Here is a 14,934-nt window from a genome sequence, read left to right on the forward strand (position 1 = left end):
TATTGCAGCAATGTTTGAATTCTTAGAGATGCCCTAAAGAGCGAAGGCCCGGCAACTATACAGCTTTACAATTTTCCTGTCCATGCCGATTGTCTAGAATATATGTATCTGATTGCGCTAAAAAACCATACTTATTTTATGGTTTTCGCGTACGCTCCGCCATCCGCTTTGCGAGGGAACAAACCCTGCTTCATGACGCCGTTTATTCTCCCTCTTTATTTTCCCTCTGCGCTATGACTATCGGGAAAAGTGATGCTGTCAAATGAAAGGTCAAACCTGATTATGGAATTTGTAGGGCGGCCTGATATTTAGTGGCCATGCGCTGCAGCAGCGTCTCAAAATCTGCCTGCATTGGCCAGATTCACCAGATCGGGCGCCTTGGCCTTGTGATCATCCCAATTTCGCCAGCAGCGCGCTCCAGCGCGGGACTTGTTCAGAGATTTCCTACCCTCTTCGCCAGTCATGATATTTTTGCGCCCAGTCCAGCAGACGACGAGGCATATGCGCGCGCCTCCATTCCCCAGCGGCATATTTGTTGGCCTCCGGCCAAGTCGGATAAGTATGAATGGTGCCGAGTATCTTGCTGAGGCCAAGGCCCTGCTTCATCGCCAGCACGAATTCCGCCAGCAGGTCGCTGGCATGCATGCCGACAATGGTGACGCCCAGAATACGATCTTTTCCTGGTACGCTGAGCACCTTGACAAACCCACGTGCCGCTTCATCGGTAATCGCACGGTCGAGGTCCTGAAAGCCGTAGCGTGACACTTCGTAAGCGATGCTCCGTTTTTTCGCTTCCTTCTCCGATAATCCAGCACGGGCAACTTCCGGGTCAGTGAAGGTAGTCCACGGAATTACCGAATAGTCCACCTTGAAGCGCTTGAAAACACCGAACAATGCATTTACCGATGCGTACCACCCCTGATGGGCCGCGACGTGGGTAAACTGGTATGGTCCGGCTACGTCACCACACGCATAAATGTTGGGGTAGAGGGTTTGCAGATACTCATCCGTTTCAATGGTACGCATGGGCGAAACCGGGATCCCCAGTTCTTCCAGGCCAAACCCTTCGGTACGCGCAACTCTGCCGACCGCGCACAGCATTGCATCGAATGGAAGGGCTTCCTCGGTTCCGTCCCTGTGGCATACGACCAGGTATTGGTCATCACCGTTGCGCTCACATCGAATGGCGCTGGTCTGCGTCAACACGCGTACGCCATCGTCGCGCAGCGCGGCTTCAACCAGTGCAACCGCGTCCGCATCCTCGCGCTCCATCAAGCCCGCTCGCTCCACTTGGGTAACCTGGCAGTCCAGGCGTGCAAACGCCTGCGCCAGCTCGCAACCAATGGGCCCGCCGCCCAGGACAAGCAGCCTCTCGGGGCGCGCGGTAAGCGACCAGATGGTGTCGGATGTATAGTAGCGCACCTCGTCCAGTCCGGGGATTGAGGGAATGATGGGGCGAGAGCCGGTCGCTATGACAATCGAGCAAGCCGTCATAGTTCGGCCATTGACCTCGACTGTCCAGGGTGTGGTAATACGCGCTTTGCCGTGAATAACCTCCACCCCGAGTTTAGTATAGCGTTCCACCGAATCATGCGGCTCAATCGTATTGATGATGCGATGTACCCGAGCCATCACATCTCCAAAATCGTATTCGACGATGGCACGCGTAATGCCCAGTTCATCGGCATGCCGGGTCTGCCGCAAAAAGGCCGCCGAACGTATCAGCGCTTTGGAAGGTACACAACCAAAATTGAGGCAATCGCCGCCCATCTTGTGTGCTTCGATCAGTGTCACCTTGGCGCGGGTAGCGGCTGCGATATAGGATGTCACCAGTCCTGCCGCGCCGGCCCCTATCACTATCAGATTGCGATCGAATCGCTTGGGTTTAGGCCAGCGAGCACGCGTACTGCTCACTTTGAAGTAGCCCAGCCCCCATCGCGAGAGCCACGGAAACGCCGCTAGTAACGCAAATGAACCGATTGTGACCGGCGATAAGATATCGGATGGACTGGAAATTTCGCCCAATCGGGTCCCCGCATTGGCGTAAATGGTTGTCCCAGCCAGCATGCCCACAAGACTGACCCAAAAAAAGGTTGCGGTCCGCATTGCGGTGAGCCCCATCAGTACATTGATAATGAAAAACGGAAACACAGGTATCAGGCGCAAGGTGAAAAGATAAAACGCGCCATCGCGTTTAATGCCGGCATCGATCGCCGCCATGCGATTGCCGAAGCGGTGCTGAACCATATCGCGAAACACATAGCGGGCCATCCAGAAAGCAAGCGTAGCGCCGATGCTGGCGGAAATGACCGCGACAGGCGCGCCCACCCACAGGCCAAAAATGGCGCCCCCAGCCAATGTCATTACTGCTGCGCCCGGCAAAGAAAGCGCAGTAATGAGGATATACAGCGCGGTATATAAGCCGATTGTCTGCAATGGTCGCGCTTGGTAGGCCTGCTTCAACACATCGCGACTGTTCTTGAGCGTTTCGAAGCTGATGAAACGCCCGAGATCCAAGACATAGAACAACCCGGCCAATAATACCAACACCCCAAGCAGCCACCAGTGTTTCATCTCAGGAATTCCGGAACAAATCCTCCGCTTACGCCGTTGCGTAGGCAACCCATGCACTTATTACTCTTTACCGTCGTCGGACTACCTCAGGCGTCCGCTTCATTTCGCTGCACGATGCGCCGTATTTAAAGCAGCTATAGCAGCGGTGGTGTTTCATGCTCACGGGTGTTTGCAGGGCTTCCGTCAATGTTTCACCGACGACATAATCCGGATCGTCATCCACGAGAGTACAGGCGTAAACCTTCATGCAGTCCCCGCTTTTTGCCACCATTTTGCTGAATGCGCACATGAACGCGCGGCGGCTCTCTTCGGTTTGATAGCTCGTCATGCAAGTTTCAGTGATTTGTGGGGTGGATACATGTATGCCTGGAGGATGAAATTCGGGAAATTCCACCCGAGCAAGATCCGCAGGTAACCCTGCTCTTTGGAAGATTTCGGCAAAGACCGCCGCAACAGCGGCCACATCGGCCGCCGTGCCCGGCGAGAGCTGGCTCGCGACCGAAACATGAAAGCCCATCTCATGCAATTTTCGCAAGCCTGCCAGCGCACTGGCGAACATGCCCTCGCCACGCCCAGCGTCATGCCGTGCGGCCTCAGGATAATCAAGGCTAACGCGAAAACTCAGCGCGCATGCCCGGTTTTGCAACGGCTTCAATTGCTCGATACGCCTGATCAGCGGCTCAGTCGCATTGGTCAATACCAGGCAGGGTCTATGCTGCAACGCATAATCGAGAATACGTATGATGTCCTTATTGATGAAAGGCTCGCCACCGGTAAAGGAAAATTGCTTGACCCCAAGAGCGAGTGCTTCATCGACGAAAGGAATGGCATCTTGAAAACGCAGCAGTTGCAACCGATCGTCTCCCGGTTTCGAGCCTTCCAGGCAAAAAGGGCAAGCCAGGTTACAAGCGGTGCCAGTATGGAACCATAGTTCATCCAACACATGCGGTTGAATAATGCCGCGCGGCTCCCCGCCCGGCAGCCGATACCAATCCTCGTGCCGATCAGGAAAAGGGCTGAAACGGCGGAGGGGTGCGCTGGTCATGGGAATGAGCCTATGATACCCCTTCGCATCCCTTGCTCATGCTAGCAGCACCCGCCTGCACGTTTGTCGGCAATATCATGGGTAGAGTCATCATAAGGCAGCCCCATACCGCAGCCGGGGAAAATACCATAGTGCCGCTCGAAGTTGCCATAAAAATCGAAATGCGCGGCAAGTCGGGTATCGTGCAGCATGCGCCAGGTGTTTCCGCACACAGGGAAATGTTTGCCGGCTTCCATGCGATGATGCTTGTCGAGCACAAACACGTGGGGATGATTCGGTACCGTGCCGCGGTAAACCACGGCTTGACCATAGTCTTCACAAGCCGGCTCCAGATTACCCAGCTTGAACAGCCGGTAGGTGGCCGAATAAAAACGGATGTTTCCCGTCCGCGTGGCAAGTTCCGCGTCCACGTTAATTCTTCGGTCGTCAACCAAGCGTGGGTCGGCAAAACCGTGCTCGCGGGAAAGCTGGAGGAAATCGTTCCAATATAATGCACCACTCAGACATTCGCCGTACAGCACCGGATCGCGAGTCAATGGTTCAGGTACGCGGCGGTCAGTATACACATCGGAAAAATACAGTTCACCGCCCGGCCTGAGGACGCGCCACGCTTCATTCAGTACCGACGCCTTGTCGGGAGCGAGGTTGAGTACGCAATTGGACACAATAACATCCACGCTTGCATCGGCTAATTCGAGTTCCGAGAGGCGCTCAATATAGCCGTGCATGAAGCGCACGTTGCTTGCAGCGTAACCAAAGGCTTTACGGTGATAATCCTCGTGCCGGCGTGCGACAGCCAGCTGCTCTTCCGTCATGTCGACCCCAATTACCCGGCCTTGCTCCCCCACCAGTTTTGATAAAACAAAAATATCGCGTCCGGCTCCACAGCCAAGATCAAGCACAGTCAGGCCTTCCAGGGCTTCCGGCAGAACCAGGCCACAGCCGTAGTATCGAGCCAAAACCTCATTGTGTACCTGAGCCAATATGGGTTTGACATATGCGGGCAAACCGGCGTCAGTCTTGCAGGCGCTGGTCTGGAGATCGAGCGAGCTACCCAGGATTTCGCCATAGTACTTCTGAACAGTGTCATGCATGGAGTTACCTCATGATTGGTTTAAGTTGTCCTTTTGGAGCGGTAGCGTGCTGCCAGCCTGTCAGGTTCGACTCCACGCGCAAAAGCCAACGCGAGATTGCGATTCACCCACGTACGACGCCACCATCCGTCACGATGCCAGCGGCGGGGATCGATAAAAAGCGGTTCGCGTAAAGATTGAAAACGCCCCAGGCGGCGCAGGCCGCGTACCAGCGCTACTTCTTCAAACAATGGCCAGGGCGAATGGCCGCCTGCCTCGATGTAAGCCCGCCGGGTCATGAACAGCCCTTGGTCGCCATAAGGGACACCGATCCGGCAACGGAGGGCGATAGCAGGCTCCAGTAATAATGCGGGCCATGCGCGCGGTGCATCAAAACGGAAACGAAAGTAGCCGCCTACCATATCGCGTTCGAAAGCGCGCTCCATTGCCATTAAAGGATTTGGCGGCAGCCGGACGTCCGCATGCAGGAACCATAACGCATCACCTCGTGCCAGCGCCGCGCCAGCCCGTAATTGGCGCCCGCGGCAAGGTTCGCCGGGCACCCAGAGTGCACCGTATCGATGGCAAACTTGGCTGCATTTCTGGTCGCCAGCACCGTCTGCCACGATAATCTCCAGCGGCGCCCGGGAGGTGCTATGGGGCAGCTTTCGCAATTGATCGAGCAGGTTCGCCAATTTTCCCTCGTCTCGATAGCAGGGAATGATTATGCTAAAACTGGACATGATCCGTTTCCCCGAGCTGCACAATGTGGCTCGCCAATTCATGCAGCGCCCGTCGCGCCGGTCGCCGGTCGTGGCTCAGTGAAGTGATCAGCCGTACGAGATCGTCTGCCTCATCCACGTCAAACCCATGTGTCAGAGTCGACACCGATTGGCCGGCATCATGGCAGCAGTCCGCCAGCGCGATACCCAAATGGGGCGTGCTCCACGGCAAACCACCCAGCGGCGGCCAATGCTTGCGGCTCGCCATCAACACCACACCGCCATCCAATGACGGCATCAATACGGTATCGTGATATTCCATGGCCTCACTCGCTGCTGCGTAATCGGCTGCTTCGAGTGCGGGTGCATCGCTGCCGATATAGACCAGCTCTTCCAGTCCCGCGGCGCGCAATTTGCGATCCAATATGTTCAGCCGCTGTCCCAGATTCCCCGCTGACTGGGGCTCTACGCGCGTTTTGGGATGTACTCCCGGCAACAGAGCCTCGGCCCAGGCATAATCCCCCGCATGCGCAGGAGCGATGACCACCGGACCGGACCAGACATGCGTGTCTTCCAAAGCACAGGCAAGCAGTGCTTCGGCAACACGGCTTGCCGCCATCCGGCCCAAACTTGCGGCCAGCCGTTGCTTGCCGATCCCTAATCCCGGTCGCTTGCAAACCAGCACCAGCGCCGCTTCAATCATGTCGGTTGTTATTGATTCCGCCGCCACAGACTGCATGAGCCGTTCATGAGGTTCTCTCATGAGTTTCCTTTATCGATCACCCGAACTCGTCTGAGAATTGTTATCGATTTATCCCCAGACGACACCGCCTACCTGATGAAGATAAGGTTGTTACATAATAGACAGCATTTTTCTATTGAGCACGAAAATTTTGAAGAGAATCCGCAGTCGCCGATTTTGAAACAAGTTCTCACAGGATGAGATGGAAGATCGGGCTTTATTGCATGACGCGATCTGTGGCATCGCCAATGCCTTGCGCTTTAGAAGAGCATGGCAAACAGGCAAACAGTACAGGAAGCTTGTGATGGAATTTGTTTTATTGGATAAAAATGGCACAGCCCGCCGAAGAGAATACCGGGAATTTGTCAGAGCTCTTAAATGAGACCCTGCCTCTGCCTGTACCATTGTTCAAGCATCATCAGCACCCACACCATGGTGCCGTGATAACCCGCATGCTCGCCCAGATGCTGTTCGAGCAGCTTATCGATAAATCGAGTATTGATGATGTGCCGCGACTTGAGATCATTTAAGCTGTCAAACGCCAGAGCCTGCAACGGTTTATGGTGTTGAAGCCATACGCCGAAGGGAAGACCGAAGCCATGTTTCTGTTTGCCGATGATTTCATCCGGCAAGAACCCTCGCAGCGCTTCCTTGAAGAAATAACGCAACTTTGTGCCTTTAAGTTTGAGTTGGGGTTCGAGTTGCAAGGAAAAATCTACGATTTCATCGCTTATCAGCGGATACGCCACATCCATCCCAGCCAATTCGCACGCCTTGCTCACTTTCGGGAGGTCATTGTCGGCAAGGGTGAATTTTCGATCAAAAGCCAGCATGCGATTGATCAAGCTCTTGGCGCTGCTCTGATGATAAATATCGCTTAACAATTCGGCCGGATAGCCCGGATCGACCGTTTCAAGGAATTCCTGGGTAAAAACCGCCCTGGCGCCATAATGCTCCAGCAGATTATAAGTTTCCGTTCGCGCGGGCATCTCTATCGATGCCTGTTCCACATAACTGCGGGCCTTGCGCATCAATGGCAACGCAGCCCCACCGGGAATGCCTAAAACCACAGGCTCGATAACTGCCTTGCGCAGCAACGCAGGAATTTGTTCATACAAAGAGAAAAGATGCTGTTTGGCATAGCGTGTATTGCCCCCGAATAATTCATCTCCTCCATCGCCGCCCAGCATCCTGTTCAGGCCATCGGCTTTCGCCATGCGCGCACAATAGAAAGCCGGTATGGCGGAAGAATTACCGAAAGGTTGATCGAAGATCGCCGCCACCTGAGGGATGGCTGCCACAATATCATCGGGAGTGACATAATACTCCTGATGCCGCGTACCAAAATGTTTCGCTGCGATACGCGCGTATGCCATTTCGTCATAACCCGAGGCATCAAAACCGATGGAATACGTCCGTGCCGGCTGGCCCGTCACTTCGCCAAGTATTCCCGCGATCGTCGAGCTATCTGTGCCTCCGCTGAGAAAGGTTCCAACCTTCTGATCCCCGGCAGCCTCGCGCACGCTGGAGCGCAATACCCCTAGAAAACCCTCCTTGAGTTCCTGAAAGGGTCGTCTCTCACCTTCGAGGAAGCGCATTTCCCAATACCTGCGGGTCTCAACCCGTCCCTTCCGATAAATCAGATATTCACCAGGGAGAAGACGGGCCTGTTCCCTATAAATGGTCCCGGGACCGGGCACCATATGAAAATAGATATAGTTGTAGAGGCTTTGCGGCGCGATTTCAGGTCTTATCAATGGGTGCATAAGGATAGCGTCCGCCGCTGAGCCGAAAACCAGTGCTCGCCCGGATAGCTGGAAGGCAACCGGGTACGTTCCCATGCGGTCGGTTGCCAGGACAGCCTCATCAGTGTCTTCGTTCAAGATACAAAATGAAAATGCTCCAGCCAGACTCGAAAAGGCTTTTTCGCCTCGGGTCCGCCAATCGTCAGCGAGTGTTTTCGCGACGCCCTGGCTCAGTGCGAGCTGGGCTAGCTGCGACTCGAGAAAATTGGGCCGCCCGCATATGGCAACAATAAGGCCGTCCTTTTGATAGAGATGCCTGCTACCGTCTCCCGCCGCGATTGCGAGCGCGCTTTCCATCCCGGCCAATGGTTCCATGTGGCTGCCATCGAAACGGGAAAGCGGCCCGGCCATCTGCCGGACAAGCCGCAGGTTTTCGGAAGCAGAGATACTGTGGCCTATCCAGCCGCAAAACCCACTCAAAATAGTGCCTCGGTTTTTTTTAACATCAGCGTTCCATTGATAGCTTCGAAACAGTCGTGCTTGTGATCCAGATGGACCCGTCCCCGAACCTCGGGCAATACCAAGGCAGCAAGCAGTATTATGCTCAACTAGACCAATACTTCAACAGGAGGCGGGTGGCTGAGAAACGCCGTTGGGCTCGCAGTAAGACCATACGCGCCGGACTGAAAAACGACAATCAAATCTCCTGCTTCTGCCTGGCTCATTTCCATCTGATCCGCAAGAAGATCCAGGGGGGTGCACAGCGGCCCAACGACCGAAACAATTTCTCTTGCGTTGCCGCGAACTTTGGTGCCGACGACTACGGGGTAATTCTTGCGAATGACCTGGCCAAAATTCCCGGACGCAGCGAGGTGGTGATGCAGCCCCCCATCCGTTACAAGAAATATCTTTTCCCTCGATTTCTTTCGCTCCAGTACGCGGCAAACATAAATGCCAGCCTCTGCAACGAGATAACGTCCGAGTTCAATGACCACGCGTGCTTGCGGTAGCTGCCGCTTTGCTTCCGGCAGCAAGCATCGCAAGTTTTCCCCGACGGCCCCCAGGTCCAATGGCTCATCGCCGGGGAAATAGGGTACGCCGAAACCACCGCCAATATTTAGCAAACGAACTGCGCCAGGCGCATGTTGCGCGAGCGCAATGCCAAGTTGAATGGTTTTCTCGTGGGATTCCTGAATAGCCGCCACCTTCAGGTTTTGCGAACCGCTGAAGATATGGAACCCTTCGAAGTCGAGTCCAAGTCTACCTATCCGCCCGAGCATGGAGGGAACCTGCTCCGCATCAACACCAAACTGTTTTGCGCCGCCGCCCATCTTCATACCGGAGGATTTCAGCTCAAAATCCGGGTTGACGCGAACCGCGACTTTCGGGCGAATGCCGAGGCGATCGGCCAGACAGGCTATACGCTCCATCTCCTGTTCGGACTCCATGTTCACCACAATACCTGCGGCAATGGCGCAGGAAAGCTCATCATCACTCTTCCCCGGCCCGGCGAAACTGATGTGTTCCGGCGATATGGGCGTGTCGAGCGCAATTTTCATCTCTCCGCCGGACGCCACATCTACTCCATCCACCAAGCCGGCCATATGCTGCACTATGGCGGGCATAGGGTTCGCCTTCATTGCATAGTGGAGGTGAATCTCTTCGGGAAGATGCCGGCGCAGAAAAGCGACACGGTCAGTGATAAGCTGTCTGTCATAAGCGTAAAAGGGTGTTCTGCCTATTCGCTGCGCCAACCGCGGGAGCGCGAACCCTCCGACCTGCAGGCAGTCGTCGCGCACCGGAAATTGAGTCACAGGGACATGCTTGGGACGAATATTACTCATGCGCCGGTTCTCTGAAGGCATTTTGCAGTTCTTGGCCGAGAAGCTTCCGATCAATCTTGCCATTGGGGTTGCGTGGCAGGTTTCCTTGCCTGAATTCAATGCGGCTGGGCAGCATGAAAGCAGGGAGGTGAAGCTTGCAGGCGGCGAGCAATACCTCCTGATCCAGACTCGTACCCGCCCGCGGTACCGCGATCACGATGATGGCTTGACCCAGCACGGGATGGGGAACTCCGATTGCAGCAGCCTCTGCCACAAGTTCCGTGGCGTAAATCACTTCCTCGACCTCCATCGGGCTCACTCGATAACCGGACGTCTTGATCATTTCATCGCGGCGGCCGATGAAATACAAGAAGCCCTCCTCATCCATACGTACGGTATCACCTGACCAAACGGCCAATTCCGGGATTGTGAGGCCTAGTTCGTGCGAAAGAACGGGCTTGAAACGCTCCGCCGTTTTTTCATGGTCATTCCAATACCCCATGGATACGAGAACCCCGCGATGCACGAGTTCTCCCGGTTCGCCGGCGGCGCAGGGTGAGCCATCCTCCCGTACCACGAGAACTTCCGCATTGGGAATTGCCTTGCCTATGGAGTCGGGGCGAATTTCTACCTGCTCAGGAGGCAGAAAGGTCGAGCGAAACGCCTCGGTAAGACCATACATCAGAAATACGGCAGTGTCGGGAAGATTGCTGCGCAACAGATCGAGTGTCGCGCGAGGCATCGCCCCCCCGGAATTTGTGATATACCGTAGTGGAATGGCGCTTGGCCACTTCAATTGAGCCAGCTGAATCCATAACGGAGGCACCGCGGCCAAGCCTGTGATCTTCTCCTCCTCAAGCACATTCAGGATGTCCCGGGGCAGAAGATAGTTCATCAGGATGCCGGCAGCTCCGACACGAAATGCCGTAGTAAGCTGGTTAAGGCCATAGTCAAAACTCAGCGGAAGTACCGACAGAATCCGATCCTCAGGATTATTTTTTAAATATTGGGCCACGCTTGCCGCGCCCGCCGTGAGATTGCGATGAGAAAGGACTACGCCTTTTGGTTTGCCAGTGCTTCCGGAAGTGTAAAGGATGGCCGCCATGTCGCCGTCGATACGGCGATGCACTCCAAACTCTTCCGCTTGAGACAACGCGTCCTTCCATGATATGACGTTCAAATTCGCCACCACCGGCAGCGCCTCTGCTGGGCTTACCACTATAACCGTGCGCAAATCATGACATTGCGGCAAAACCGGGGCGAGCAGCCTTAACCGCTCGGCCGACGTCACCAGAATTCTAACGTTACAGTCCCGAAGAATATAGGCTACCTGTTCAGGTTTGAGGAGGGGATTGATTGGTACGAAGACACCTCCCGCAGCCGCAGCACCGAACAGGGCAATAACAGTTTCCGGGCGTTTTTCAAGGTAGACGCCTGCACGCTCACCCCGGTCAAGCCCTAAAGCGAGCATGGACTGCTCAATTGAACGGACCTCCTGAGCCAGCACGGAATAACTTATGCGGCTTCTCCCATACACCAACGCTTCCGCGTCTGGGAAACGATCAGCAGACTTAAGAATGAGCTCGTGGACAAGATCTGCCATTTAATAACGTAAACCTCAAAAATTAACTATTTTATTCGGTGACGGTTCATCAAGTCGTAAATGGTGGGACGGCTGACGCCCAGCAATTCCGCCGCCTTCACAACGTTACCGTCGACTCTTGCCAGCGCTTTCATCAACGCATCATATTCAGCCTTGTCGCGTACCTGGCGCAGATTAATTGGTTCTGCCTCAACGGTTGAACCCTGTAAACCGAGGTCTTCCGCGCTTATCAGGGGCCCATCAGCCATGATGACGGCCCGTTTGATGCAATTTTCCATTTCGCGCACATTACCTGGCCATGTATGGCTTTCAATGGCGGCAATCGCCTCCTTGCTGAAATTGAGTACCGAACGTTTTTCCTGGGTGCAAAATTTATTCTTGAAGTGATGCGCAAGCAATGCCGCATCACCGATTCGGTCTCGCAAGGGCGGTATCGTGATCACGATTTCGCTCAGGCGATAATAGAGGTCCTCCCGGAAGCGGCCTTCTTCGATCAGCTTCTTCAGATTCTGATGTGTTGCACATACGACACGCACATCAACCGGTATTTCCTTACGTCCCCCGATTCTTTCAATCACTCTTTCCTGCAAGAAACGGAGGAGCTTTGCCTGCAATGCCATTGGTAAATCACCCACCTCATCAAGGAAAAAAGTCCCTTCATGGGCAAGTTCAATTTTACCTGGAGTCTGCTTGACCGCTCCGGTATAGGCTCCTTTTTCATATCCAAACAGCTCACTTTCCAAAAGTGCTTCCGGAATAGCGGCACAGTTGATCGCCAAAAAGCGTTTTTCTCTTCTGGCGCTGGATTGGTGCAGAGTTCTCGCAAGAATTTCCTTACCCGTACCGCTTTCGCCCAACACTATAACGCTAGCATCGGATGGCGCAACTTTTTCTATATTGCGGCATACTTTGACCAGGGCGGGATCGCGGGTAATGATACCGCTTATGGACGAGTATGCCTGAGCTTGCACCAATCTGCGGTTCTCCTGTTGCAATGAGTGCAAATAGAACGCTCTCTCTACTACCAAGCCCAGCATTTCTGGGTCACAAGGTTTTTGATGAAAATCGTACGCTCCCGCGCCGATAGCCTTCAATGCATGACCATGATCCTGATTACCGGTCAAAACAATTACCTTGGTATCGGGCGCGAGCTCAAGTAACTGCTCCAGCGTGGCCAACCCCTCCGAAGCACCATCCGGGTCGGGCGGGAGCCCTAAATCCATAGTGACAACCGCCGGCTCATGTCGCCTGGCCAAGGCAAGCGCGCCTTCACGGTCGCTTGCCACCAATACTTCATAAGCGTCGAAGCTCCAGCGTAGCTGCCTCTGCAATCCGGGATCATCTTCGATGACTAACAGAACCCTTTTATCCTGACTCACTTGATTCCTCTTACATTGCCTGCTCAAATTTATTCATCAACCGGTCCTTTGCGCACCAGTCTGCCGGTTCGGATGAAGAGGCAGAACGATGCGAAAAACCGTGCCATCGTACTTACTGCTGGTTACTTCCATTTGTCCGCCCAGCTCGAATACATATTCCCTGCTTTCGAAAACGCCTATACCCATACCCGCCGATTTAGTGGACTCGAACGGCTTGAAAAGTTTATCTCTGATAAACTCATCGCTCATCCCGTGCCCAGTATCCTTTATTTCAACGATGGCAAAATCATTCTTCCTTTTCAGCCGAACCCAGACTTGACCGTTACGGCTTGTGGCTTCGATTGCGTTCTGAATGAGATGCCCCATAACGCGTTCAAGACGTGATGAGTTCGCATACACTTCGAGGTTTGAATCCTGTATTTCCAGAGTTGGCTTGGGCTCGACAATGGATTTGCTCTTTACTGCTTCCTGCAGCAGTCGCGCGAGTAAAAGAGGAGCCGGCCTTTCCGGCGAACTTGCCGTGCTTAATTTCTCCAGCAACCGTTTCATTTTTTGAACGGACAGATATACCGTCTCAACCATATCGCGCTGAAATTCCGGATTTTTCTGGTGTTTTTCGGCATTGGAAAGCAGTAGCGATAACTGAGAAACGAGATTCTTCAAATCATGCACGACGAACGTCGACATACGGTTAAACGATTCAAACTGACGCGCCACCATTAGCGCATTGGCCGCCTCGTGCTGTGCCAAATAGCTGGCTGCCTGATTACCCGCAACTTTGAGAAGATCACTGACTTCCCAGTTCAACTTTAGTTTGCTTCTGGGTTGTGCCAGCACCACAAATCCGAATAATGTTCGATGCTGAATCAGCGGTATCACCAGCCATGCTTTTGGTAGGGCCTGCAACCATTGAGGCAGAGTAACGCCCGGGTATTTTTCAGGGTTCGACGCATATTCCTCCAGATCGATCACCCACTCCTTGTGTTCCAAAAATTGGCAGAACGAGCTGTTAACGGCCTCAAACCCGTCCACTGAAGGCATATTCCAATGTGATACAGGTTCACATTTGCCTGATTCACGGCTTATCCACAGTCCACCGCCAGGACTTTCCACGAGTTGGGCCAAAGCCTGGATAACCCGCTCCTCCAATCCATGTCCACCCTCTGAAAGAGTGCGTGTAAAGCGCAGCCATTCTTCGCGGTAGTCGTAGTTGTAGCTAAAAAAATGCTTGCTGATGAAAACCCTGAGCCAAGAGCGCAACGTGCCCGAAAACAGCACAGCCAATAACAGAATGATGGCGCCGAACAGGAACGTCACCTGCATGACCGTGCCCCAGCTTCCGCCAAAAAAACGAAGGTAGTATCCTGCGCCGGCCATGGCCAGTAAATAGGCGGCGGCGCCAAACAATGCTGCGGAATAGAAGAGAATCCGACGCGATACAGTGAGGCCGATGGACCATTGAGGATTGCGCGCAGCCGACACTGCGACAAGCGGAACAACAAGCGCGTTAACGATTCCCCGCGCCGCCCATATCTCCGGGTTTATATGCCTGAGCAGTAAGGCGTCACTATATAAGTAAAAATCATAAGCGAAGATACTGCCTATGCCGAGGCAGGCGAATTTTATTCCCCAACGGTGTTTGGCCGGCGTGTTCCGGTAAAGCTGCTCCACCAGAATCATGCCAGTGAGCGCCATAGCCAGACTTCCTAAAATATTGTTAGAAAAATCAAGCGCATCATGGCGTAAAAAACCAAAGTTTCCATGGGAGTAGAAGGCCAGCAAGAAACATGCAATGTAGAGGGCTGCGATCAGGATCACGACCGGACTGACCCTCGCGGCAAAAGACGGGCCTCCTTGTCGGTATAACCCCAGCAGTGTGATGAGAAAAACCGACCAGCCTGCGTTTCTGAGAATTTCCAGAATATCAGTTAAAAGCGAAAGAGGAAGGACATCGGTGACGCGATAGGCGAGCACCGCCGCCCATAGCGCAGAAAAAAGGCAGGCAGCAGGCAATACCAATCCATGCGAACGACTGCGCCAACTGGTCAGCAACAGCGTCGCCAAAAAAAAATGTGCCACAGCCGCCATGGTATAGCTGACTGTCGCAATGCCCGTCAACATCGCAGGAGCTGTTTCGAGAATTTATGAGTAGGCGCTCCGCCGAACCCGCCGCTCCAAAAACCGGGGGATAAGTAAGCCGGGAAGAACCCGGTTGACGACCCCGGTAA

Annotated in this window: 10 protein-coding genes; all 10 read right to left on the reverse strand. The window is 54.0% G+C overall.

The window, feature by feature from the left end; translation table 11 throughout:
* Positions 1 to 444 precede the first annotated feature (444 nt).
* On the reverse strand, positions 445 to 2,574 hold the full coding sequence (locus BMX00_RS06650) for an FAD-dependent oxidoreductase (RefSeq protein ID WP_090828251.1): 2,130 nt from the start codon (positions 2,572 to 2,574) through the stop codon (positions 445 to 447).
* 67 nt (positions 2,575 to 2,641) lie between these two features.
* Positions 2,642 to 3,619: a radical SAM protein gene (locus BMX00_RS06655; RefSeq protein ID WP_090828252.1), complete on the reverse strand. Its 978-nt coding sequence runs from the start codon at positions 3,617 to 3,619 to the stop codon at positions 2,642 to 2,644.
* Between the two features lie 41 nt (positions 3,620 to 3,660).
* Entirely contained in the window at positions 3,661 to 4,713 is a 1,053-nt protein-coding gene (locus BMX00_RS06660; RefSeq protein ID WP_090828253.1) for a methyltransferase domain-containing protein, read from the reverse strand.
* A gap of 20 nt (positions 4,714 to 4,733) precedes the next feature.
* On the reverse strand, positions 4,734 to 5,435 hold the full coding sequence (locus tag BMX00_RS06665) for a TIGR04283 family arsenosugar biosynthesis glycosyltransferase (RefSeq protein WP_090828254.1): 702 nt from the start codon (positions 5,433 to 5,435) through the stop codon (positions 4,734 to 4,736).
* The gene (locus tag BMX00_RS06670) at positions 5,422 to 6,177 is read right to left on the reverse strand and encodes a TIGR04282 family arsenosugar biosynthesis glycosyltransferase (protein WP_245727860.1); all 756 of its coding nucleotides are present in this window, start codon (positions 6,175 to 6,177) and stop codon (positions 5,422 to 5,424) included. The genes BMX00_RS06665 and BMX00_RS06670 overlap by 14 nt, the downstream gene beginning before the upstream one ends.
* 353 nt (positions 6,178 to 6,530) lie before the next feature.
* The gene (locus BMX00_RS06680; protein WP_090828256.1) at positions 6,531 to 8,381 is read right to left on the reverse strand and encodes an asparagine synthetase B family protein; all 1,851 of its coding nucleotides are present in this window, start codon (positions 8,379 to 8,381) and stop codon (positions 6,531 to 6,533) included.
* A 128-nt stretch (positions 8,382 to 8,509) separates the two neighbouring features.
* Entirely contained in the window at positions 8,510 to 9,745 is a 1,236-nt protein-coding gene (locus BMX00_RS06685) for a pyridoxal-dependent decarboxylase, exosortase A system-associated (RefSeq protein ID WP_090828257.1), read from the reverse strand.
* Positions 9,738 to 11,327 (reverse strand): acyl-CoA ligase (AMP-forming), exosortase A system-associated, encoded by a 1,590-nt coding sequence (locus BMX00_RS06690; protein ID WP_090828258.1) that lies wholly within the window; start codon positions 11,325 to 11,327, stop codon positions 9,738 to 9,740. The genes BMX00_RS06685 and BMX00_RS06690 overlap by 8 nt, the downstream gene beginning before the upstream one ends.
* Before the next feature lie 26 nt (positions 11,328 to 11,353).
* The gene (gene prsR, locus BMX00_RS06695; RefSeq protein ID WP_090828259.1) at positions 11,354 to 12,706 is read right to left on the reverse strand and encodes a PEP-CTERM-box response regulator transcription factor; all 1,353 of its coding nucleotides are present in this window, start codon (positions 12,704 to 12,706) and stop codon (positions 11,354 to 11,356) included.
* A gap of 36 nt (positions 12,707 to 12,742) precedes the next feature.
* The gene (gene prsK, locus BMX00_RS06700; protein ID WP_090828260.1) at positions 12,743 to 14,827 is read right to left on the reverse strand and encodes an XrtA/PEP-CTERM system histidine kinase PrsK; all 2,085 of its coding nucleotides are present in this window, start codon (positions 14,825 to 14,827) and stop codon (positions 12,743 to 12,745) included.
* Positions 14,828 to 14,934: the final 107 nt, after the last annotated feature.

This window comes from Nitrosovibrio tenuis, assembly GCF_900109785.1.
Taxonomy (GTDB): domain Bacteria; phylum Pseudomonadota; class Gammaproteobacteria; order Burkholderiales; family Nitrosomonadaceae; genus Nitrosospira; species Nitrosospira tenuis_A.

Coding starts and splice junctions, on each gene's coding strand:
- BMX00_RS06650 (WP_090828251.1), bottom strand. CDS start 2,574: ATGAAACACTGGTGGCTGCTTGGGGTGTTGGTATTATTGGCCGGGTTG.
- BMX00_RS06655 (WP_090828252.1), bottom strand. CDS start 3,619: ATGACCAGCGCACCCCTCCGCCGTTTCAGCCCTTTTCCTGATCGGCAC.
- BMX00_RS06660 (WP_090828253.1), bottom strand. CDS start 4,713: ATGCATGACACTGTTCAGAAGTACTATGGCGAAATCCTGGGTAGCTCG.
- BMX00_RS06665 (WP_090828254.1), bottom strand. CDS start 5,435: ATGTCCAGTTTTAGCATAATCATTCCCTGCTATCGAGACGAGGGAAAA.
- BMX00_RS06670 (WP_245727860.1), bottom strand. CDS start 6,177: ATGAGAGAACCTCATGAACGGCTCATGCAGTCTGTGGCGGCGGAATCA.
- BMX00_RS06685 (WP_090828257.1), bottom strand. CDS start 9,745: ATGAGTAATATTCGTCCCAAGCATGTCCCTGTGACTCAATTTCCGGTG.
- BMX00_RS06690 (WP_090828258.1), bottom strand. CDS start 11,327: ATGGCAGATCTTGTCCACGAGCTCATTCTTAAGTCTGCTGATCGTTTC.
- prsK (WP_090828260.1), bottom strand. CDS start 14,827: ATGTTGACGGGCATTGCGACAGTCAGCTATACCATGGCGGCTGTGGCA.